This is a genomic window from Kitasatospora sp. NPDC001261 (assembly GCF_042896795.1).
In the GTDB taxonomy this organism is placed as follows: Bacteria; Actinomycetota; Actinomycetes; order Streptomycetales; family Streptomycetaceae; genus Kitasatospora.
Map to the genome: position 1 here is coordinate 1 of NZ_JBIAXP010000053.1, position 20,340 is coordinate 20,340.

A 20,340-nucleotide genomic window follows, 5' to 3' on the forward strand; every position below is an offset into this window, starting at 1 on the left:
TCATCCACTGCGCCAGCGGCCACCGCTCCTCCATCGCCGCCAGCCTGCTGCGCCACCACGGCCACCCCGACGTCTCCGACCTCCTCGGCGGCTACCACGCCTGGCACACCCTCACCCACCCCACCCAGGCCTGACCCAGGTGAAGTCGCCGGATCCGATGGCGGATCAGGGGCCGGTGACCCACTGGCCGACTCGCGTCGGCTCGGGCCGGAGCATGAGCCCGGTTGCCGTTGCGACCCGGGCGGCGAGGTTGGTGAGCGCCAGGTCAAACGCAGCCGCTGTGGCGTCTCCGTGAGCGGTGACCGTGAGGGTGCGGCGTTCCGAGTAGCGCACGCCTTCGGTGATCGTCTGGCCGGGGCGGCAGCCGACGAACTCCAGTAGCCATCCGGCGCTGGTGCGGAGTTGGCCGTCGCTGTCCCGGTGGACGGGGCAGCCGAGGCCTGACCAGTGTGTGGCCTGGGCGTCGGTGACTCGTGGGTTGAGGAAGACCGAACCGACCTGGCGGGCGTCCGGGCCGCTCGGGTCGAGGAGGAGGCCGCGACGGTGTCGGTTGGCGAGTACGGCTGCGGTGACCTCCGGCACGGTCGGTCGGGTGCCGATGGGGACGTCGAGTTCGTCGGCGAGCGGGCGGTAGGTGATCGGCGCCGCCGGGGTGCGGGTCAGGTGGAGGGTGGCGGTGAGGATGGTCCAGCGGCCGGGGTTCTCCTTGAAGCGGCTGCTGCGGTACCGCAGGCGGCAGGCCTGGATCGGGAAGGACCGCAGGCAGCCCATGTTCCAGTCCCAGACCGAGACGCTGTGGAGCGTGTCGGAGATCTGCTGGCCGTAGGCGCCGGCGTTCTGGACTGGTGCGGCGCCGACGGTGCCGGGGATTCCGGCGAGGCATTCGATGCCGGCCAGTCGCTCGGCGGCGGCCCATTGGACGAGGTCGGTGAGCGGGTGGCCGGCCTGGACGGTGACGGCCACCGTGGTGTCGTCGATCTTCTTCGTGGTGATGCCGCGGGTGTTCATGACCACGACGGTGCCGGGGTGGCCGGCGTCCGCCGCGATCACGTTGCTGCCGTGCCCCAGGACGACGGGGTCGTTCTCCTTGCTGTGGCCGACCGTACGGGCGACGTCGTGCCAGTGGGCGGGGTCGGAGATGGTCAGGACGGTCCTGGCTGGCCCGCCGAGCTGGAGGGTGGTCAGCGACGCGAGCGTGTCCTGGGGCACGGCAGGGGTCCTCTCAGTCGGCGGTGACGGCCTTGAGTGCGAGGGCGCGGAGCGGGGCGAGGCGGGTGCGGTTGTCCTGGTGGTGGTAGACGGCGTTGGTGCAGAGGGCCAGGTAGCGGCCGGTGCCGGGGGAGAGGTAGAGGCTGGTTCCGGTGAACCCGTGGTGGTAGGCGATGCGGCCGCTGTCGGCGAGGATCCAGGCAAGGCCTCGTTGGAGGCCGGGTTCGATGTCGGCCTGCGGTTCCATACTGGTGCGCAGCCAGGAGCCCAAGCCACTTCCGTCGGCGTGCGCGGCGAGCAGCCGGTCCGCGAACGCCGCCAGGTCGGCCGGAGTGGTGAACACCCCGGCGTGGCCGGCGACGCCGCCGAGCAGGGCGGCGTTGTCGTCGTGCGGGATGCCCCACAGGCGCGGGCCGCCGTTGAGTCGTTTCTCGGTCGGGGCGACCTCGGAGGACCGGCTGACGGGCCCGTAGGTGGTGCGGGTCATGCCGAGGGACTGCCAGAGGTCGGCGGCGAGCTCGTCCAGGCGGCGGCCGTGGACGTGGGCGAGCGCGAGGCCGAGGAGGATGAACCCGCGGTTGATGTACCGGTGGCTGGCGCCGGGTTCGGCGATCAGCGGCTCGCCGCAGATCAGCGAGGCCAGGGGCTCGGTGCGGTTCCGGTACTGGTCGAGGCGCGTGTCGGCCCGCAGGCCGGAGGTGTGCGCGAGGATCTGCCCGACCGTCACCTGGCCACCGGGCGCCTGGTCCGGAAGATCGGGCAGCAGGTCGCGCACCGGGGTGTCCGCGGAGATGCCGTCGGCCAGGCCGATCAGCGGCCAGGTGGACAGGACCTTGGTCAGCGACGCGGCGTCGTAGACCGTGTCGGGGCCGGGCCGTTTGCCTCCGCACTCGGGCGCGACGATGCCGGAGGCGGCGAAGGCGGGCTTGCTGCCGCGCTTGCCGTAGGCGATGACGCCGCCGGGCAGGGCGCCGTCGTCGACCAGCAGGTCGAGGCACTGCTGCAGTTCGGTGACGGTGTCCGACGGCCACGGTCGGGTGTTGCTCACAGAAGCTCCTGGTTGATCGTCAGGTCAGCTCCGAGCGCGGAGAGTTTGGCCAGCAGGTCGCCGTAGCCGCGCCGGAGGTGGTACATGCCCCGGATCGTAGAGGTCCCCTCGGCCGCCAGGGCGGCGAGCACGAGCGCGGTCACCGCCCGGATGTCCTCGCCCGCCACGTCAGCGGCGAGGAGCCTGGACGGGCCCTCGACAGTGATCACCGGGCCGTCGGCGTTGACGACGGCGCCGAACTGCTGCAGCGCCGTGAGGTGGCTGTTACGCCGGCTGTAGATCCGCTCGTCGATCCGGGACGTTCCGGAGGCCTGGGTGAGGGCGGCGGTCAGCTGGGGCTGGACGTCGGTCGGGTAGCCCGGGTGCGGGCCGGTCGCCGCCTCCACCGCGCGCAGTCCCGCCGGCACGGCGACCGTCGTCCCGGCGCGTTCGGCGGTCAGGAGGATCCCGGTGTCGGCGAAGACCGACACCAGACCCGCCGGGAAGCCGCTGGGAGGGAAGGCGTCGAGGTGGACGGTCCCACCCGTGATCGCGGCGGCGAGTGCCAGGGTCGCGGCCTCCAAGCGGTCGAACGGGACCGGGAAGACGCCGCCGGCGATGAGGTCGGTGCCGGTGACGTGCAGCGCTTCGGTGCCCTGCCAGGTGATGCCGACGCCGGAGCGGGCGAGCAGTTCCGCGGTGACGGTGACCTCGGGTTCGATGCTCGGCCCGTGGATCGACGAGGTGCCGGGGGTACGGGCGGCCAGCAGCATCGCGGTGACCGTCGCGCCCAGGCTCGGACCCCACTTCCTGGTGCTGACCGTGGTGATGAACGGCAACCGCTTCGAGCCGGGGAAACGGGCACGTACGCGCCCCCGGTTCACTTCGACGTCGGCGCCGGCGGCCTCCATGGCGGCCAGGTGCAGGTCGATGTAGCGGGCGCAGAAGGCGTCGCCGCCGGGCAGCGGGAAGGTGACCTTGCCGCAGCGGGTCAGCAGGGCTGCGGCCATGACCGCGGTGGTGCGGATGCGACGGCCGAGGTCGTCCGGGATGACCGGGAAGTAGGAGTCGGCTGGCCGGGTCTCGAACTCGCCGTCGGTCACGGTGGCGTGGGTGCCGGTGCGGTGGAGGATCTCCGCGCACACTCCGGTGTCGAGGATCGCGGGGGCGCCGGTGAGGGTGAGCGGCTGGTCGGCGAGGATCGCGGCCGCGTACAGGTGCAGGGCGATGTTCTTGCTGCCCTGAACGGTCGTGCTGCCGTGCAGCGGGCGGCCGCCGGTGATCCGCAGCGTGAGCCGGTCGGAGGTCGTGGTGGCGGTCATGGTCACCTTCCCTGGCTTCCGGCGGGGAAGAACCCGCCGATCTGGGTGCGGGGGTAGAGGGTGGTGTGGGCGCCGATGAGCGTGGCGGGCTGGAGCACGGTGCCGGCGGGGACGATCACGCCGTCGCCGATCACGGCACCGAACTTGGTCTGGCCGGTGGGGACGCGGTGCCCGTCGAGGCGCGCGCAGACCTCGTCAGTGGCCGGCTCCGTGACCGGTCCGCTGGTGACGCGCAGGCCGGTGGTGGACACGAACGCGCCGATGTTGACGCCGATGCCGAGGACGGAGTCGCCGACGAAGCTGGTGTGCTTCATGAAGACCCCGCCGGTCAGCAAGGAGCGGGTGATCTCGGCTCCCCAGCCGATCCGGCATCCTGGGCCGATGACGGTGTGGTCCCTGACCCGGGCGCCGGCGTCGATCACGGCACCGGGGCAGACCAGCACCGGGCCGGTGACGACCGCACCCTCGGCGATGACGGCCCCGGCGGCCACGGTCACCGTGCCTCGGACGACGGCACCGGGCTCGATCGTCCCGCCGGGCTCGGGCAGCTTGATGTCCAACCGTCCGGTCAGCAGGTCGGCGATGGCCTTCTTGAGCCCGAAGACGGTCGGGCAGCGGCCGAGCAGGTGCGCGACGACGGGGTCGGTGACCTGCTCGGTGTCGATGTAGTACTCGGGGGTGGTGCGGTAGTCGATGCGGTCCAGTTCGGAGTTCAGCGAGGACGCGATGGACAGCCGGTGCATGGCCGGTTCTCCTCTCGGACGAGCGAGTGGAAGAAGGGGGTGGAGCCGATGAGAACGCCGGCGCCTACGGGGCGGCCGACAGGTCCGGGGCGGTGGCCGCGGCCTCCGGACGGGCGTCGACCTGGTGCTGCACCGAGATGCCCAACAGGACGAGCACAGGCAGGTGCAGGGTGGCCCAGGAGGCCGTCAGGAAGACACCGAACCGGTCGCGGTTCGACGGCGCGGCGTGCCGGGGGCCGGTGGAGATCGAGGAGGTGCTGGGCGTCGGCATGGCGGGAGCCTCCGCAGCCTGGGACGGGTTGACTGTCCCAGTGAACTGCCTGTTCGCTGCCGCGATCCGTAGTCGGACTACGGCCCGTAGTCCGACTACGGGTCAGATCAGCTGCACACCTGCCCGAGCGGCGAAGTCGCGAACTCCCGGAAGCTGGCGGTCGTACCGCAGCAGACCGACGGCGAGGTCACGGACGGCACCCCGGCGAACCTCCTGCGGGGCCGTCTCCTCGGCGGCGAGCAGGGCCCGGTAGCACTGCTCGTACTTGCCCCACTGGTCGAAGGCGCGGGCCACGTCCGTGAAGAACCTGGCCTGCCGTTCGGCGGTCGGCAGCGCGGCCGGGTCGATCGTCCTGGCGAGCTCGATCGCCCGCCCGGCGTCGCCGAGTTCGTAATGCACCGACAGCTCGTGCAGCGCGACGCCCTGGACACCGTCCGCACGGCCGGACGTCCGGCCGGCCGCAGTGGCGCTGTCGTTGGCCTCCCTGATGAGGGCGTGAGCGTACGACCGGTCGCCGGACTTGGCCGCGGTGTAGGCGGCGGTGGCGTACAGGTCACCGCGCGCGGCCAGGCGGGCGGCCTCGGCCACCGAGGCGTCGGTGAGCAGATCCTCGGCGGCGAGCACCACGATGTCGGTCGCCCGCGCGAGGCTGCCCTGGCGGCGCCAGGAACTGGAGACCATCCGCCGGGCCTCGGCGGTGATCAGGGGGTCGCCACCCAGCCGTGCGGCGGTCAGCGCGCGGTCCGACGTCACCGCCACCAGGTTGTTGTCACCGATCTTGATGCTCAACCTGGCGGCGACGTTGTAGAAGCGGGCGACATTCCGGGCTCGTTCCTCCGCCGTACCGACCAGGTCGGCGGCCACGATCCGGCCGGGCAGTGCCTGCGCGAGGACGTCGTACCGGGCCGACCGGAACTCCTGGCGGGAGGAGGTGAGCGAAGCGTCGACGGACCTCAGCGTCGGCTCGCTGAGCGGAGCCGGGATCCTGCCCGGCCCATAGACCAGCAGGTCCTCCAGGCCGGACAGCGGCGACGGCGCCTCGGCACGGGCGACTTGCAGGCCGGCGACCGGGGCGGCGAGGGCGGCAGCCGCCAGGGTCAGGAACGGGCGGCGACGCACATCGTCCTCCTCCTCGGCACCGGAAGTCGTCGCCAGCGTAGCCGAGCTGACACGCCGACGCGGTGATCTCGGCCGCTTCGCGGCCGGTTGTGGCAGCGTCAGGAGCTGGTCGATCCCGACGCCCAGGGCCGAGGCCATCCGTCGTAGGAGCTGCAGGTCGTGGACCTGCTGGACATCCCGCTCGACCTGCGACATCCAGTCCTCGCTGCGGTCGAGCTCCGCCGCCAGGCGGACCTGTGTCCAGCCGAGTACCGAACGACGTAGCGAGACGAACCTGCCGAACGTGGTGGTGCCGTCGGTCACTGTTCCCCCGAGCCCTGTGCCGTGATCACGGTTCACCTGTCGATGTGGACGCGGCGGCCTGGCCTTCCACGGTCTCCGGCTCCGCCCAGACCAGCGGGTGGGCTCCGGAGTAGCGGGCGAAGGCGTCCTTGCCCTGGTGCAGCGCAAGGAGCAGGCGGCAGATCGGTGCCATGACGACGATGTCGAGCACGCCGAGACGCAGCGGCCGTGCGACCAGGTTGCCACCGAGTCGCAGGGCGTCGCGGACGAGGACCCGCATCGGGGTCCGGGGCGCTGAGTGCCGGTACTTCTCCTCCGCCGCGGCGAGCAGGAGCGCGAGATGGGCGGTCAGCTCCTCGTACAACGCGTAGAGGAGGTCCAATTGGGGTCCGGTGAGTTCCTCGCCGGCCAGGGCTCGTTCCGAGAGGGCGTCCGCCTGGCGCACCGCGCGCAGAACCCCGGCCACGTCGATGTCGATCAGGGGCTCAGCCACAGGTCGCCCCCCGGCGTCGGCCGGCCAGAATGAGGTGGGCGACGAGGTTGGGTTGACACAGCAGGGCGGGGGCGTTCATCTGGACGGACCAGAAGGCGCGGGCGCCGTCCTCGCGGGTCAGCCCCGGCCGCGGCACGGCGACGGTCTGTCCCCGGCCCAGGCAGGGCACGTCCGAGAGGTTCCAGCCCCGCGCGGTGCCGGCCGGGACCAACGCGTAGTAGGTGTCGCACGAGTCGTAGCAGAACACCGGGCCGCCCAGCACGCGGCTGAGATAGCGGTCCACCTGCCGATGCTGGTCGGTACGAGCAGCCGCGTGGACCTCGGCGGCCGGAACGGGCACGACGGCGAACAGCACGCCGGCGGGCAGTAGCGCCAGGCCGTCCTTCTTCCAGTCGCTGAACGTGAGGCGGGGCACCGGGGCCGCGCAGGCGAGCCAAGGCCCGACTGCGCGCTGCCGCTCGGCCGTGGTCGTGAGGCGCGGGATCACTCGGCTCCCTCCTTCGACGCCGCCCCGCTCTCCAGGTGGGTCGCACAGAACACGGGGTCGAAGGCGTGCTCGGCGCCGACCTCGTCCACGACGCTGCCCCTGCCCGCCGGACGCAGCGGCGGTTCGGTGGTGTTGCACCTGAGGCACGCCTTGCCCTCGACCTGGGCCTCACCGGCCAGCACCTGGAACTGCTGACCGCTGCTCACGCGGACGGTGACCCAGCAGGAGTCGACCGCGCGCCTGAGGGCGGAGGCGAGGAGCAGCGGGTCGACGAGCCGGTCCGGATGGCCGGGATCCGGCGGTACGAGCCAGTGGGGGCCGGGTGGTTCGATGACCAGGACGCCCGGAACCGCGACGTAGTCGCCGAAGCTGAGCAGACGCCCCCCGGGCAAGTCGGCCTCGATGCCGCTGCGCGGGGGCACCAGGAAGTAGATCCGGGGCTCCCGGCGGCTGTCCCAGATCACCGGCCCGGGGCGGCGCGCGGTTTCGCCTTCGAGGATCGAGAGGGCTTCCAGGCCGAGCTTCTGGCCGACGGCGACCGCGTCCCAGAACGTGCCGCCCTCGACGGCGACGACGGTGTCGCCGGGAGGGGCCCACGTGCTGTCGGGGCCGAACGAGCGGGGCATGCGGTGACTCCTGTCATGTCGGTGAATCCGTCATGAACAAGGTCGAGCCGATGGAAGTCGGGAACTCACACAACCGTGTGTTAGTCCACGGTCACATTCCGATCCACGAGGCGTAGTTCGTCAATGACTCGGGGAGCCGACGTTGCGCCCGGAGCAGACCGGCCACCGTTTCGCGGACGGTGGAGCTGTGCCGGGACTGCTGCGGGGCGAGGCGGCGGGCGTCGAGGAGACGGCGGAAGGCGGCGTCGCCCTTGCCGGTCCAGAGCAGAGCCCGGGCGATCTCGGCGTGATGGTGCGCGGCACGGCTGGCGGGCCAGGAGTCGGGGATCTCGATGGCCCGCGCGACTTTCAGGGCCTCGTGGTAGAGGGTCTGGTCGATCAGGCAACTCGCCCGGTGGGCGGCGACGTTGGTCGGACCGAAGGCCAGCCAGAGGAGCTCCGGGACCTCACCGGTTCGCACCGAGATGGACTCGGCCTCGGCGAGGTTGCCGGTGATCGCCTCGGCGTCCCCGTTCCGGGCGGCGAGCACCGCGATGCCGAGGTGCACCTGACCGGTCACGGCCTCCCGCTCGATACCCGGATCGGCCTGCGCGGCCGTCTGCCGGGCGAGTTCCGCGATGCGGATGCCGGTCCGGTACTGGCCGGCCCGCAGGTAGGCCAGTGCCCGGTTGTACTGCCTGATCGCTCCGGTCACGGCGTCGGAGGCCCGCTCCGCCGCCCAGCCCATGCGATCGAGGGAGATCGACGCGAGGTCCTGGAACCCGAGCTTGCTCGCGAGGTCGTAGCCGGAGCGGTACTGCATGGCGAGGGCCTGCCAGGCACGCCGGTGACCGGTGCTGTGTGCCGCGGTTGTGGTCTCGGTGATCAAACCGGGCAACTCTGCCGCCGCGCTCCGCAGGTCCGACGCGCGGATCAGCCGGCACACCCGGTCGGTGTGCGTGACGAGGTCCTCGATCGGGCGCGGGGCGACGTCCGGGTCCGCGCCCAGGTCGAAGACGTCAAGCGACTCGCGGATGGGCTGGATCAGCCCGTCGAGCTGGTCGCGCCGCAACTCCTCGATGAACGGGCGTCCTTCGAGATCGGCGACGGGCACGGACAGCGCTCGGGCGATGGACGCGACGACTGCCGGGCTGGCCTGTCGCTTGCCCTGCTCGATCTGAGCCATGTGGGATGCCGAGATCGCCGCTTTCAGGGCGAGTTCGGTCTGGGTCATGTGTCGAAGCTTGCGGGTCTGCTTGATCCGCTTGCCGATGGTGTCGGGCGTGAAGTCGGTCATGGTGCGTCCCTTGCGAGTCGGGCCCGGTGATCCGACGGTAGCGCCAAGTAGCCGTAGACCTCAGCCGATTCCGGCGGGTTGCCGAGGTCCGTTCCCACAGGGTTCGATGACCTTCATGTCCGTCACACGTCCTGTCCTGTACCTCTTCGGCTCCGCCGCCCCGCCCGTCCTGGACGTCGCGCACGTCGTGCGCCAGGCGCAGGACAGGGGGTGGGACGTGGTGCTCGGGCTCACGCCGACAGCGGCGAGCTGGCTCCAGGACGAAGTCCCGCAGCTAGAGCGCCTGACCGGTTACCCAGTGAAGTCCTCCTACCGTCGGCCGGGCGACCCGGACGTGCTTCCACCTGCCGACGCCGTTCTTTTCGCCCCCGGAACGATGAACAGCATCAACAGCCTCGCGCTCGGCATTACGACCTCCTGGGTCATCGGCTACGCGGCTGAGGCGATCGGTAAGGGCATCCCGCTGACCGTGATGCCGTGCACGAACACGGCGCTCACTGGTCACCCCCAGTTCTCGCGCAGCGTCACGACGTTGCGCGACGCCGGGGTCCGGGTGCTGCTCGGGGAAGGGGCCTTCGTCCCGAACGTCCCGGGGCAGGGGCGGCCGGAAGCGTACCCGTGGGAGGCAGCGCTCGCGGCGGCCGGAGAATCCGTTCGGCGTTGATCTTCTGAGGCGCGGGGCCTGGCCAGGCCCCGCGCCTCAGAAGCGTCACCAGTGTCGGGGCCGGGCGGATATCAGATGGCGGCTGCGATCGGGCTCGTGGTCAGCTCGCTGATGCTCTCGGCGGCCTTGCGGGTGTGGTAGATCAACGGCCGCAGGTCGGCGGGCATTTCGGCGGAGCGCCGGAGCAGGAGGACGGAGCCCATGATGGAGTCATGCCACAGGACCGGGGCGGAGACGGAGTCCCAGCCGGGCATGCATTCCTGGCGGCCGACTCCGAAGCCGAGTCGGCGGATCTCGTCGAGGGACGCGTTGAGCGCGTCGTTGTCGCGGATCACGCCGGGGCCGGCGGTCGGCGGGACCTCCTCGGCGAGGACCAGGTCCTGGATGGTCTGGGGCAGGTGGGCGAGGATGACCCGTCCGGAGGCGCCGGTACGCAGGGAGCGGGAGACGGAGACGACGTCCTCGGCGGACATGCCGACTTCGGCGGGGTCGATGTCGCCGATGACGTAGTCGGTGCACAGGCGCTTGGCACCGCCGAAGGGGGAGAGCACGTAGAGCAGGGCGAGACCGCCGGTGGCGGCGTGGAGGCGTTCGAGGATCGTGTGGGTGGACGCGGCGCTGGGGGAGTGGGCCATGGCCTGGACGCCGGCGCGGGCGGTGCCGGTCCCGAGGCGGTAGCGGCCGCGGCCGATCTGCTCGAAGACGCCGTCGGTGACACCGGTCTTGAGGATCCGGTGGGTGGTGGCGTCGTCGAGTCCGGCGGTGGCGGCGATGGCGCGCAACGAGTGCACCTCGCCGGGGAGCTGGGTGAAGGCCCGCTGGACAGCGAAGGCGCGGGCCGCGAGCGAGGACGGCGGCTTGCTCGGTGCGTCCTCCTGGCGCTGCTTGGACACCGTGTCGGGAGCGGGCGTGGTGGTGCTCGTCATGTTCGGCTTCCGGGGGATCGTCGCGTCGTCCGGCGACGACGCGAGGGGGACGTTCCGCGGTAACCCGCCGGAGGCGGGCGCAGGGAAGGAGGACCGGGCGGGCGGCCGGTCAGCGGTCGACGTCAAGGACGATCTTGCCGGTGGTGCGGCGGGCGGTGAGGTCGTGGTGTGCCTGGCGGGCCTGGCCGAGCTTGTACACCGGGCCGTTGAGCGGCTTGAGCCAGCCTTCGGTGACCGCCGTGAACAGCGCGGACATCGAGTCGTTGAGGTGGGTGCGGGAGGGGTAGAGGTTCGGCAGCCAGAAGCCGCTGACCGCCTTCGACCCGGCGAGCAGGCTGGTGATGGGCACGAGGCCCGTGGCGCCGGTCACTGAGCCGAAGACGGCGAGGCGTCCGCGCGGGGTGAGGGCGGCGAGGGTGGCGTGGACGACGTCGCCGCCGGTCATCTCCATCGCGGCGGTGACGTGGCCGCCGGCGGCGTCGAGGATCCGCTCGGTGAGGTCCTCGGTGGTGGAGGAGTCGACGACGGCGTCCGCGCCCAGCTCCGTGGCGATCAGGCGCTTCTCCTCGCTGGAGGCCATGGCGACGACCTTGGCGCCGGCGTGCTTGGCGAGCTGGACGGCGAGCGAGCCGACGCCGCCTGCCGCAGCTGGGACGAGGACAGTGTCCCCGGCGGTGACCCGCAGGTCGGTGAAGAGCAGGTGCCAGGCGGTGTTGCCCTGGAGCGTGAGCGCGACGGCGTCGTGGTCGGCGATGCTGTCCGGCACCTCAAAGGCGAGCTTCCGGTGGACGACGGCGGTCTCGGCGTAGCCGCCACCGCGGCTGAGCGCGATGTAGCGGCGCCCGTCCTCCGCGATGCCGAGTACCTCGTTGCCCGGCACGAACGGGGCGGGCATGGGCGCGGGGTATGAGCCTTCGCGCAGGTGGACGTCGGCGTAGTTGACGCCGGCCAGCCGGGTGCGGAGCCGAAGGTGTCCGGGGCGACTCTCCGGCTCGGGCAGTTCGGTCGGCTCCAGGACCTCCGGGCCACCGAACTCCCGGACGGCTATTGCGCGCATCTTTATCAGCCCCAAGTATTGCATGTCGGATTGTCGCTGAGTTCCCGCTCGCGGGTCGCTCGGACAGCGAATATACCCGCCATGGAACGCCGGATTCTTTTTGCGCATATAGGGGTCAAGTCCACTGTCGGAGTGGATGTTCTCCGCGAGTGGTATTCGTCACGTGACGCTGAGTGGCGATGCTGGGGTGCTTGCTCACTGTGAGAATGCGGGGGAGTTTTGCTACGCATAACTGGGTGCTCTGCTTGCGGAGCGTTGCTTTGCCCCTCGTGGGAAGATCATTTCTCAGTCTCCGAAAAAGTCTTCGTTCTTCCCGCGTAGATACCCTTGATTTGTTGACCTGTATCCGGGTCGCTACTTAATGTCTCCCTGTCGCCGCAATCGCGGTCCGCCTGTTTGATGGGGAATTAGGTAATGGAGCTTCAGCTTCGTCCGGCTGTGATTCTGAGCCGGGTCGGCCGATGTTTTCGGGTGTCGCGGCCAAGGGCAGAGTTACCGCGAGTGAGATCGGGCGCCCGCCCATTCCCTACGTACGGTGACCCCGGCTGTCGAAGGCCAGGGAACGGCGACCGGCTTCGGGCACTGACCGTCACGGGCGGATGTCGCCTGGTTGCAGGCTCTGCCGGAGCCTCGACCGCGTACCGAAGAACGGGATGGATCTGTCGGCCGCGTTGCCCCTATGGTGCTGCTCCCGCCGCGCGGTCAGCCGGCGGCCAGGGGAGGCCGGGCGGCTGAACGCCAGCCCTGCGGCCCCACATGAGACCGGCGTCCTGGAGCTACCAACTCCTGGACGCCGGACCCGACGCCCCGAAGGGTGTCGATTCACTACCACGCGCGCAGCGGGACTTCTTCGCACGAGGACCGCCGCGCGCTCCTACGAAGCAGGGAGTATTGCATGCCCGCCGTACCCAGCGGAACCCTGGCCTGCCCGGACACCGACGCACGCCCACGCCTCGCCGCCAGGCTCGCGGACATGATCCCGGGCGCTGCTGCGGTCATCGTCGGCATTACCGACCCGATGACCCAGTGGCCCCACGCCTACGCCCGCGCCACCGACGCCACCGGCCGCCCGATCCGGCTGAGCCCCGTCGCCCGAAGGGTCGTCGCGCGGTGGATCGTCCGGGCCCACCCGGACGCCGACTGGACGCGCCCGCACCTCCTCGACCTCGCTGACGGGCAGCTCGCCGTCCGCACGGACAGCCCGGTCCGGGGGCGCTGACGTGGCGCGAATACGGTCCGTCAAGCCGGAGACCTGGGTCTCCGAAACGCTGTCCGAGGTCTCGATCCCGGCGATGGTCACCTTCCTCGGCATGACCAACCATGCCGACGACCACGGCCGCCACCGCGACAACGCGGCGATCGTCTACGGCCTCATCTGGCCGATGCGCGACGAGATCAACCGTGCGGACGTCGAGGGGCACCTCCAGCAACTCGCCGCCGTCGGCGCGATCTGCAGGTACACCGGCTGCGACGGCCGCAAGTACTTCCACTACCCGACCTGGCGCAAGCACCAGAAGATCGACAAACCGAGTCTCTCCCGGCTGCCCGCGTGCCCGCACTGCGAGCCGGAGCGGTGCGGCGTCTGCAAGGGCCCCTGCATTCAGCGGGCCACCCTCGCGAGCACTCCGGGAACGACCGCCGAGGACGCCGCGACCGCTCCCCGGGGGTTCGCCGAAACCTCGGCGAACCCTCCCGCAGCCCTGCCGCAGCCGAACGAACCCTTCCCGGCATCCGCGATGCCGACGGCTCCCGTCGCTGCCGGGGCGACGGACCCGGCGATCGACGCCGAGCGCAAGCCGGTCCCGGCCCCCCGTAAAACCGCAGGTCAGACGGCATTCGGTGAAACCTCCCCGAAGGTTCGCCGAAACCTCCCGGAGCCCTCGGCGCCTGGATCTAGGATCTTGGATCCTGGATCTTCTTTTCCTACGGGGCGCCAGGCGCCCGACGCGGACACGGTCTCGGGCGGCCAGCTGATCGGCGAGTACGTCGCCGCCTGCTCCGAGCGTCCGCCGGGCAGCATGATCGGCCACCTCGGCAAGGTCGTCAAGACCCTGCTGGACGAGGGCATCGCCGCCGACCACGTCCGCGCCGGACTGCGGCGGTTCGCCGAGATCCAGGGCCACCCGTCCCGGCTGCCGAGCCTGGTCAACGACGCCATGAACTCACGAGGCACCGGTTTGGCCCGGCCGGGAATCCGACCTAACGTGCCCGCCCATCAGGCGTGGACCAACCCGGTCGACGCCGTCACCGCCTACGCCGAGGAGCTGTGATGCGCACCCGCCGCGACCCGCAGACCCTCGCCGACGCCCCCTCGGTGCTCGACCGGATGGCCCGCATCCTCGCCGCCCGGGGCATCGACCAGCAGGCGGTCGACGCCCTCCCGGACGAGCCGTACTCGCCGGAGGAGGCCCTGTCCGCAGGGCTGCCGCCGCGCTACCGCGACGCGGTTGCCACGAACCCGCAGGTCCTCGCCTGGGTACGGCAGGTCGCCGCCCAGGCCGTCGCCCCCAGCCTCGGCGCCCGCCGCCAGGTCACCACCGGCCCCAGCCTGCTGATGGCCGGAGTCGTCGGCGCGGGAAAGACCCACGAGGCGTACGGCGCCGTACGCCGCCTGGTTGAGGCCGGCATCGGTGTGCGCTGGCGCGCCACCACCGCCGCTGACCTCTACGCCGAACTCCGCCCCAGCACTGGAACCGACTCCGAGCGGACGCTCGCGGCCTACAGCCGGGTGCCGCTGCTGATCCTTGACGACCTGGGTGCCGCCAAGGGCTCGGAGTTCGTCGAGGAGCAGACCTACCGGCTGATCAACCGCCGCTACAACAACCTGCTCCCGACCCTGATCACCACCAACCTGCCGATCAAGGACCTCCGCACCTGCCTCGGTGACCGCGTCACCTCCCGGCTCGCCCAGATGACCACCCGGGTCGCCTTCGAGCCGGTCGACCACAGACGCCTCCAGCGCGCCGCCTGAGCTGCCGCCGCGCCCGGCCGCCCCACGGCGAGCCACCCGACCTTCACCGACCCAGCGCACCTCCCCGCCGACGCCGACCTCGCGCGGAGAGCGATCGGAGCAACCCCGCATGACCACCACGAGCCGTCCCGCCCGCCACCGCGCCCTCGGCGACCACACCTGGCAGGACCAGGCCGTCTGCACCCCGACCGAGTACAACCCCGTCGACCCGGAGACCTTCTTCCCTGGGCCGGAGGACGCCGACAGGATCGCCACCGCCAAGGCCCTGTGCGCCCAGTGCCCCGTCGCCCGGGCCTGCCTGGACGCCGCCCTCGAAACCGGCGACACCCACGGCATCCGCGGCGGCCTCACCGAGGAGGAACGCGAGCCCCTGCACGCCAAGATCAACGACCGCCTTGACCACAGCCGCGTCAACGACACCATCGCCGGACGCGACATCCACCTCACCAAGGCGGAGCGCCGCGCCGTCGTCCTCGCGGGCTACCGCCAGGACGTACCCGTCGAACGCCTCGCCTGGCTCCTCAAGATCAGCCCGGAGCACGCCCTCAAGCTCTACCGCGAAACCCGCCGCGTGATCCGCCACCGGCAGATCGCTGAAGAGGCCGCCCGCACGGCCTCGGCGGTCACCGGCGCCGTCGGCACCGAGCAACTGGTCCGCGACGCCTTCGGGACGGCTGCGTGAGCACCACCACCGCGACCACCCCGACCGCGGCCCACGTCACCGGCTGGGACCGAGCCGTCGTCATCGCCCTTGGCGCCGCCGGCTGCGCGCTCTCCTACGACGCGCTGCAGCAGATGGCCATCGCCATCCACGTGAGGGGCCTCCTCACCTACCTCTTCCCGATCATCGTCGACGGCTTCATCGCCTACGGCGTCCGCGCCCTGCTCGTCCTGCGCACCGCACCACTGCGCGCCCGCGCCTACGTCTGGACGCTCTTCGGCGCGGCCACCGGGACGAGCCTGTGGGCCAACGCCCTGCACGCCGTCCGGCTCAACGATCTCCACTCCGCAGCCGGTGGGCTGCGGCTGGGCGACACGGTGGTCGCGGTGCTGTCCACCATCGCCCCGCTCGCCCTGGCCGGCGCCGTCCACCTCTACATCCTCATCGCCCGCGGACCGGCCAGCCCCACTGACCGGGACGGTCTCGGCGACCGGCGGGTCGAGGCTGACCCCGGTCAGGTCGCCAGTGGGGAGGCCACACTGACCGAGCAGCGGGCCGCGCTGACCGTCGGCCAGGACAGCGGCGGCCACCCCGCTCCCGGTCAGCCGGTCAGTCGCCCGGTCACCGCCTCGACCCCGAGGCCGCAGCTGACCCCGGTCAGCGCGGTCAGCCTAACCAAGCCCTCTGACCTGAGCGGTCACCAGGACACCGCCCGGGCGGTCACTGACCGACCGGCCGACCGGCTGCCGGTCACCGCCCCGCAGGTCAGCCTCGCCGAGGCCACCGGTCAGCCGGTCACCGTTGCGTCGGTCACCGACCGGGACGGTGGCCGACGCCCCGACCTGGACACCGAGGACCTGCTGAAGATCGCCCGGCAGGCGGTCAGGGAGGAGGACAAGCTGACCCGCCGGGTGGTCGCCGAGGCGATCCGAGGTCAGCAGATACCGCTGTCCAGCGCGACCCTGACGCACCTGATGGCCCAGCTGCGCGAACAGCACGGTCAGCCAGTCACCGCCGGCCGGAACTGACCGACACCCGACTGCCGGGGTGACCGACGAGGTCACCCCGGCGGTCACCACCCGCGCCACCGCCGAACGGGAGCACCCCATCATGCGCACCACCCCCGCCACCTGGGCCGAGGCGGACTCCTGGCTCGCCGTCCTGCACCAGCGAGGCCACCTCCACCGCGTCGAAACCGGCCCCGACGGCACTCGCAGCGTCCAGCGAGGTCGGCACCCTGTCCCCTGGACCCTCCACCACCCCGTCCTCGCCCTCGACTTCATCGAGGACCTCCTCCTCGACATCCGCCAGCGCGAAACCGAGGCCGGCCGATGACCGAGCGAGGCCAGGACAGCACCACGCAGGGACTGGAGCATGACCCCAACACGGCTCCTGGCGGAGCAAGTTGTGGGGTAAGGAGTCCTTACCCCGCCTGCGCCCCGAACGGAGCGCAGGCACCCCGGTCGGCGACAGACCCAGGGGGGCCTGCCGCTGACCGGGAAGTCGGCCCAGGGGTGCCGACCAAGGGGGAGGACGAGCAGCAGCCGACCGCCGCACGCGCCACGCCGCGCCGACGCCTTCGCCAGGGTGTGCCGCGCACCAACCGCATCTGCCCCCGCTTCAGCGACCCCGAGTGGTCCCTCCTCCAGCACGCCGCCGCCCGAGCCGACCTCGCCCCCGGCGGCTACACCGCTGCCGCCGCCGTGGCCGCCGCCGCCAGCACCGACCCCAGCGCCGCCGTCGCCGACTACCGACGCGGCATCCAGGAACTCATGGAGTCCAACCGCCAGCTCGGCGCCGTCGGCAACAACCTCAACCAGCTGGCCCACTACGTGAACGCCGGCGGCCAGCCGGGCGCCGAGCTTCGGCATCTCCTGGCCCGCGTCGAAGCGTCCATCGACGCTCTCGACGACGCCGTCGACTGGCTCATCCGCCGGTGATCCCCAAGATCCGTACTGGAACCGACCGAGCCTTCCCCCTCATCGACTACCTCTTCGGCCCCGGCAAGCATGAAGAACACACCGACCAACATCTCGTAGCGAGTTGGAACAACTTCGCCCCCGACCCCGGCCCCAACCCGGAGCGCCACCAGGTCGCCAAGCTCGCCAACCAGCTCGACCACCCGGTCAAAGCCCTCGGCAAGCAGGCACCGGCCACCAGGATCTGGCACTGCTCACTGCGTACCGCCCCCGGTGACCGGCACCTCGACGACGCCGAGTGGGCCACCATCGCCCGGCGCATCGTCCACGCCACCGGCATCGCCCCCGAAGGCGACACCACCGCCTGCCGCTGGGTCGCCGTCCGCCACGCACCCGACCACATCCACATCGCCGCCACCCTCGTCCGCCAGGACGGCCGCCTGGCCGCCCTCAGCTACGACAAGCGCAAAGCCCAGGCCGAAGCCCGCCTCATCGAGAAGGAGTACGGCCTGCGCCGGCTCAACCTAGGCGACGGTACCGCCGCCAAGAACCCCACCAGCCAGGAGCACTTCAAGGCCGAACGCACCGGCCGCACCGAGCCCCCACGCGAAACCCTGCGCGAAGCCGTCCGCCAAGCCCTCGCCGGAGCCGACAACGAGCAGGAGTTCTTCACCCGCCTGCGCGAAGCCGGCCTGCGAGTGAAGCTGCGCCACGCCCCCTCCGGCGACGTCCTCGGCTACAGCGTCGCCCTGCCCGGCGACCGCAACCGCACCGGCGAGCCCATCTGGTTCCCCGGGTCCAAGCTCGCCCCTGACCTCTCCCTGCCCCGAATCCGCCGCCGCCTCGACGCCGCGCCCGCCACCGGAACCCCGCAGTCGGACGACCGCCCGGCCCGCGCTGACCGCTCCGCTCCCGCCCGCCGCCGCCGGAGTGCCGCCGGCATCGCCGAGCGCACCGTCGCCGTCCTCGACCAGGACGACGACGAAGCCGCCGCCCACCTCACCGGTGTCGGCGAACTCCTCGACGCCCTCGCCCAGACCTCCCCGGCCGCCACTCGCGCCGAACTCCGAGAAGCCGCCCGCGCCTTCGAGCGCGCCACCCGAAGCCATGTCCGCGCCGAGACCGCTGACATCCGGGCCCTGCGCTCCGCCGCCCGCGGCATCGTCCAGGCCGGCAGCGCGCTCGGCCGGGGAGAGGACGGCGGCGCCACCGCCATGGTCCTGTCCACCCTCGTCCTGGTCACCCTGGCCGCCGCCCGCTGGCACTCCGCCCGCGGCCACGCCCAGCAGGCTGCCTCCTCACGCCAGGCCGCCGATCACCTGCGCATCGCGTACCAGCAGGCCGCCGCCAGCCCGATACGCACGATGCGCGAGGCCGGCCGCATACTTCCCGCAGCCGAACGCCGACGCCACGACACCACCATCCGCACCGTCCTCGGCGACGACCGGCGGCCGTCGGCACCGGGCCGCGACGCCCTGGCCGCGGTCCTGGCGGAAGCCGAGAGGGCTGGCCACGACCCGAAGGCCCTGCTGGAGGAAGCCGCCTCCTGGCGCGAACTCGACACCGCCCACAGCCGTGACGGCGTCCTGGTCTGGCGCATCCGCCGCATCGCTGACCTTCCCGCGAGCCCCGAGCCCCCGCACCAGGCCCCGGCAACCACCAGGAACGGCGCGAAGCCGGGCCGCCCTGCCCTGCCGGCACCGGCTCGACCTGCGACCGACCCGCACCGTCCGACCCCGCGCCGCTGACCCCACCGGCCCGGCGAACAACCGGCCCAGCCCGCCGGGCACAAACCCCCTCGACACCCGGTCCCACCAGGTGTTACGCAAGACCCGAACACCGAACGGAGAGCCCGTGACCAGAACCGACGGCCGCGCAACCAGCACCCCGATCCCGACCACCACCCCCGCCGTCTCCGACTCCCTTCTGCAGTTGGAGTACGACAGCCGACCGCCGAGCGGCCCGGATGCGGTGCGCCTCGTGAAGTGCCCCACCGAACTGGCGCTCCGCGGAATGCCCGTCATCTGCCCCACCTGCCGAGCGCGGCGGGACTGGCTGCTGATCAACCACCGCCGCCACGTCTGGATCGGCTGCCGCTGCGGCACGGAGTGGCTGGAACCGGAGATCACCCGCCGGGACTTCGACGCGATGACCGCCGACCCGTCCTGGACGCACTACCGCACCCTCGACGAGGCCCGCGCCGTCCTGGGGTTCGACGGGCTCTTCGCGGGGCTCTACCTGGAGTAAACGAGTGGTGTTGCATCGGATGCAACATTCAGCATGACCGGCACAGGCCGTTGGTCTACCGTTTTCGAGTCGGCCGACTCGAAAACGGTAGGACCGGGGAGCGGAGAGTAGCGCTACCTATGCACGTGGTCAGCGGCTGGGACAGGGGGCAGAGGCCGGGTTGAAGACAAGCTGGCCGCCTCGCCCGAGGGGGTGCCGGAGCAGCACGTGACACTCTCTCGGTGCCTGCTGGGAGGTGGTTCGTCTCCGGCGGCCGGTACTGCTGAACCAGGGCAGGAGGCGGCCACCGTGGCCTCTGGCGGTACCCGCGCGAGTGGGGCACGTTGCTCGGGCAAGCTGCCCATCGAGCTGGCCGACGGACGCACCTGCACCCTCGACCTGGACGAATTCTCCCGACCCTAGCCGGACGCCTGCTGACCATAGAGCGGAGCCCTGCCCGCGCTTCCACGCACCGGAGGCACCGTACGTGTGTGGAGCGGGTCCGGCGGGGCTGGTACTACTGCTCCTTACGACGCAGGAACTGCCAGCCCAGTACGGCCAGGGCGAGCGTCTGCACGAGAGAAGCGAGCACGAGCAGGGGCTGGGCGGTGTGAGAGCGCCAGAACGCGGTCGTGCAGACCATGGGCAGGACCAGGTAGGTGAACAGGTCCACTGCGGTCTGAAGCCGTTTGCGCACGGTGCGGCCCGCGACGTTGCGGTGGTAGACCTCCCAGTCGAACACCGTGCTGTGGGCGGAGGCGAGTTCCCCCAGGCGCGGTCCCAGTCGGTCGCGGACGTAGCAGCCGATCGCCGAGATCTTCTCGTCGTTGACCAGGTAGGTCCAGCCCAGGATCAGGCAGATCGCGGGGACGAAGAGCAGCAGCCGGGACTGTCCGCTCTGGACGGTGACCGCCACGACTGCGGTGGCTGCGGCGAGCGTGAAGTAGAGCAGGTTGTCGCGGAACCCGATACGGGTCTTCTGCTCCTCCTTGAGGCAGTCGTACTCGGCCAGCAGGATCTTGCTCTCGGTGACATCGTCTGTGGAGGTCACGGGAACTCCC

The 20,340-nt window shown here is 71.5% G+C and carries 24 protein-coding genes; 11 read left to right on the plus strand and 13 right to left on the minus strand.

What is annotated here, in order from left to right; all coding sequences use genetic code 11:
• A partial coding sequence (locus ACFY4B_RS41715; protein ID WP_387976939.1) for a rhodanese-like domain-containing protein occupies positions 1-134 on the plus strand: 134 nt, incomplete at its 5' end.
• A gap of 31 nt (positions 135-165) precedes the next feature.
• Here ACFY4B_RS41715 and ACFY4B_RS41720 read toward each other — a convergent pair.
• From ACFY4B_RS41720 to ACFY4B_RS41765, 10 genes are all read right to left on the minus strand, one after another.
• The gene (locus tag ACFY4B_RS41720) at positions 166-1,209 is read right to left on the minus strand and encodes a UDP-N-acetylmuramate dehydrogenase (protein ID WP_387976837.1); all 1,044 of its coding nucleotides are present in this window, start codon (positions 1,207-1,209) and stop codon (positions 166-168) included.
• Between the two features lie 13 nt (positions 1,210-1,222).
• Positions 1,223-2,257, minus strand: a complete 1,035-nt coding sequence (locus ACFY4B_RS41725; RefSeq protein ID WP_387976839.1) for a serine hydrolase domain-containing protein — start codon at positions 2,255-2,257, stop codon at positions 1,223-1,225.
• Positions 2,254-3,558, minus strand: a complete 1,305-nt coding sequence (locus ACFY4B_RS41730) for a UDP-N-acetylglucosamine 1-carboxyvinyltransferase (protein ID WP_387976841.1) — start codon at positions 3,556-3,558, stop codon at positions 2,254-2,256. The genes ACFY4B_RS41725 and ACFY4B_RS41730 overlap by 4 nt, the downstream gene beginning before the upstream one ends.
• Positions 3,559-3,560: 2 nt before the next feature.
• On the minus strand, positions 3,561-4,301 hold the full coding sequence (locus ACFY4B_RS41735) for a hypothetical protein (protein ID WP_387976844.1): 741 nt from the start codon (positions 4,299-4,301) through the stop codon (positions 3,561-3,563).
• 64 nt (positions 4,302-4,365) lie between these two features.
• A complete protein-coding gene (locus ACFY4B_RS41740) occupies positions 4,366-4,572 on the minus strand; it encodes a hypothetical protein (RefSeq protein WP_387976847.1) in 207 nt (68 codons plus the stop codon).
• 102 nt (positions 4,573-4,674) lie between these two features.
• A complete protein-coding gene (locus ACFY4B_RS41745) occupies positions 4,675-5,994 on the minus strand; it encodes a helix-turn-helix domain-containing protein (RefSeq protein WP_387976850.1) in 1,320 nt (439 codons plus the stop codon).
• A 25-nt stretch (positions 5,995-6,019) separates the two neighbouring features.
• Positions 6,020-6,466, minus strand: coding sequence for a hypothetical protein (locus ACFY4B_RS41750; RefSeq protein WP_387976853.1), 447 nt, complete (start codon positions 6,464-6,466; stop codon positions 6,020-6,022).
• Positions 6,459-6,953, minus strand: a complete 495-nt coding sequence (locus ACFY4B_RS41755) for a hypothetical protein (protein ID WP_387976856.1) — start codon at positions 6,951-6,953, stop codon at positions 6,459-6,461. Before ACFY4B_RS41755 ends, ACFY4B_RS41750 begins: the two co-directional genes overlap by 8 nt.
• On the minus strand, positions 6,950-7,579 hold the full coding sequence (locus tag ACFY4B_RS41760; RefSeq protein WP_387976859.1) for a hypothetical protein: 630 nt from the start codon (positions 7,577-7,579) through the stop codon (positions 6,950-6,952). Before ACFY4B_RS41760 ends, ACFY4B_RS41755 begins: the two co-directional genes overlap by 4 nt.
• Positions 7,580-7,670: 91 nt before the next feature.
• Positions 7,671-8,855 carry a helix-turn-helix domain-containing protein gene (locus ACFY4B_RS41765; RefSeq protein WP_387976862.1) on the minus strand — a complete coding sequence of 395 codons (1,185 nt, stop codon included), beginning with the start codon at positions 8,853-8,855 and terminating at the stop codon, positions 7,671-7,673.
• A gap of 115 nt (positions 8,856-8,970) precedes the next feature.
• On the opposite strand from ACFY4B_RS41765, the gene ACFY4B_RS41770 reads away from it, so the two are divergent.
• Positions 8,971-9,519, plus strand: a complete 549-nt coding sequence (locus tag ACFY4B_RS41770) for a flavoprotein (protein ID WP_387976864.1) — start codon at positions 8,971-8,973, stop codon at positions 9,517-9,519.
• Between the two features lie 71 nt (positions 9,520-9,590).
• Here ACFY4B_RS41770 and ACFY4B_RS41775 read toward each other — a convergent pair whose 3' ends face one another.
• Together ACFY4B_RS41775 and ACFY4B_RS41780 are read right to left on the minus strand one after the other, a co-directional pair.
• Positions 9,591-10,445, minus strand: coding sequence for an IclR family transcriptional regulator (locus ACFY4B_RS41775; RefSeq protein WP_387976867.1), 855 nt, complete (start codon positions 10,443-10,445; stop codon positions 9,591-9,593).
• Between the two features lie 109 nt (positions 10,446-10,554).
• Positions 10,555-11,502 carry a zinc-binding alcohol dehydrogenase family protein gene (locus ACFY4B_RS41780; RefSeq protein WP_387976870.1) on the minus strand — a complete coding sequence of 316 codons (948 nt, stop codon included), beginning with the start codon at positions 11,500-11,502 and terminating at the stop codon, positions 10,555-10,557.
• Between the two features lie 895 nt (positions 11,503-12,397).
• Between ACFY4B_RS41780 and ACFY4B_RS41785 the strand changes: the two genes are divergently transcribed.
• From ACFY4B_RS41785 to ACFY4B_RS41825, 9 genes are all read left to right on the plus strand, one after another.
• Positions 12,398-12,721, plus strand: coding sequence for a transcriptional regulator (locus ACFY4B_RS41785; protein ID WP_387976873.1), 324 nt, complete (start codon positions 12,398-12,400; stop codon positions 12,719-12,721).
• 1 nt (position 12,722) lies between these two features.
• Positions 12,723-13,772, plus strand: a complete 1,050-nt coding sequence (locus ACFY4B_RS41790; RefSeq protein WP_387976876.1) for a hypothetical protein — start codon at positions 12,723-12,725, stop codon at positions 13,770-13,772.
• A complete protein-coding gene (locus ACFY4B_RS41795) occupies positions 13,772-14,473 on the plus strand; it encodes an ATP-binding protein (RefSeq protein ID WP_387976879.1) in 702 nt (233 codons plus the stop codon). The genes ACFY4B_RS41790 and ACFY4B_RS41795 overlap by 1 nt, the downstream gene beginning before the upstream one ends.
• Before the next feature lie 109 nt (positions 14,474-14,582).
• Positions 14,583-15,155, plus strand: a complete 573-nt coding sequence (locus tag ACFY4B_RS41800; protein ID WP_387976882.1) for a WhiB family transcriptional regulator — start codon at positions 14,583-14,585, stop codon at positions 15,153-15,155.
• Positions 15,152-16,162 carry a DUF2637 domain-containing protein gene (locus tag ACFY4B_RS41805; protein WP_387976885.1) on the plus strand — a complete coding sequence of 337 codons (1,011 nt, stop codon included), beginning with the start codon at positions 15,152-15,154 and terminating at the stop codon, positions 16,160-16,162. Before ACFY4B_RS41800 ends, ACFY4B_RS41805 begins: the two co-directional genes overlap by 4 nt.
• A gap of 19 nt (positions 16,163-16,181) precedes the next feature.
• Complete coding sequence (locus ACFY4B_RS41810; protein ID WP_387976888.1) at positions 16,182-16,469, plus strand: hypothetical protein; 288 nt, start codon at positions 16,182-16,184, stop codon at positions 16,467-16,469.
• Positions 16,470-16,648: 179 nt separating this feature from the next.
• Positions 16,649-17,074 (plus strand): MobC family plasmid mobilization relaxosome protein, encoded by a 426-nt coding sequence (locus ACFY4B_RS41815; protein WP_387976890.1) that lies wholly within the window; start codon positions 16,649-16,651, stop codon positions 17,072-17,074.
• On the plus strand, positions 17,071-18,801 hold the full coding sequence (locus ACFY4B_RS41820) for a relaxase/mobilization nuclease domain-containing protein (RefSeq protein ID WP_387976893.1): 1,731 nt from the start codon (positions 17,071-17,073) through the stop codon (positions 18,799-18,801). Before ACFY4B_RS41815 ends, ACFY4B_RS41820 begins: the two co-directional genes overlap by 4 nt.
• Positions 18,802-18,907: 106 nt before the next feature.
• On the plus strand, positions 18,908-19,300 hold the full coding sequence (locus ACFY4B_RS41825; RefSeq protein ID WP_387976896.1) for a hypothetical protein: 393 nt from the start codon (positions 18,908-18,910) through the stop codon (positions 19,298-19,300).
• A gap of 496 nt (positions 19,301-19,796) precedes the next feature.
• On the opposite strand, the gene ACFY4B_RS41830 is transcribed toward ACFY4B_RS41825, so the two are convergent.
• Entirely contained in the window at positions 19,797-20,330 is a 534-nt protein-coding gene (locus ACFY4B_RS41830) for a hypothetical protein (RefSeq protein ID WP_387976899.1), read from the minus strand.
• Between the last annotated feature and the right edge of the window lie 10 nt (positions 20,331-20,340).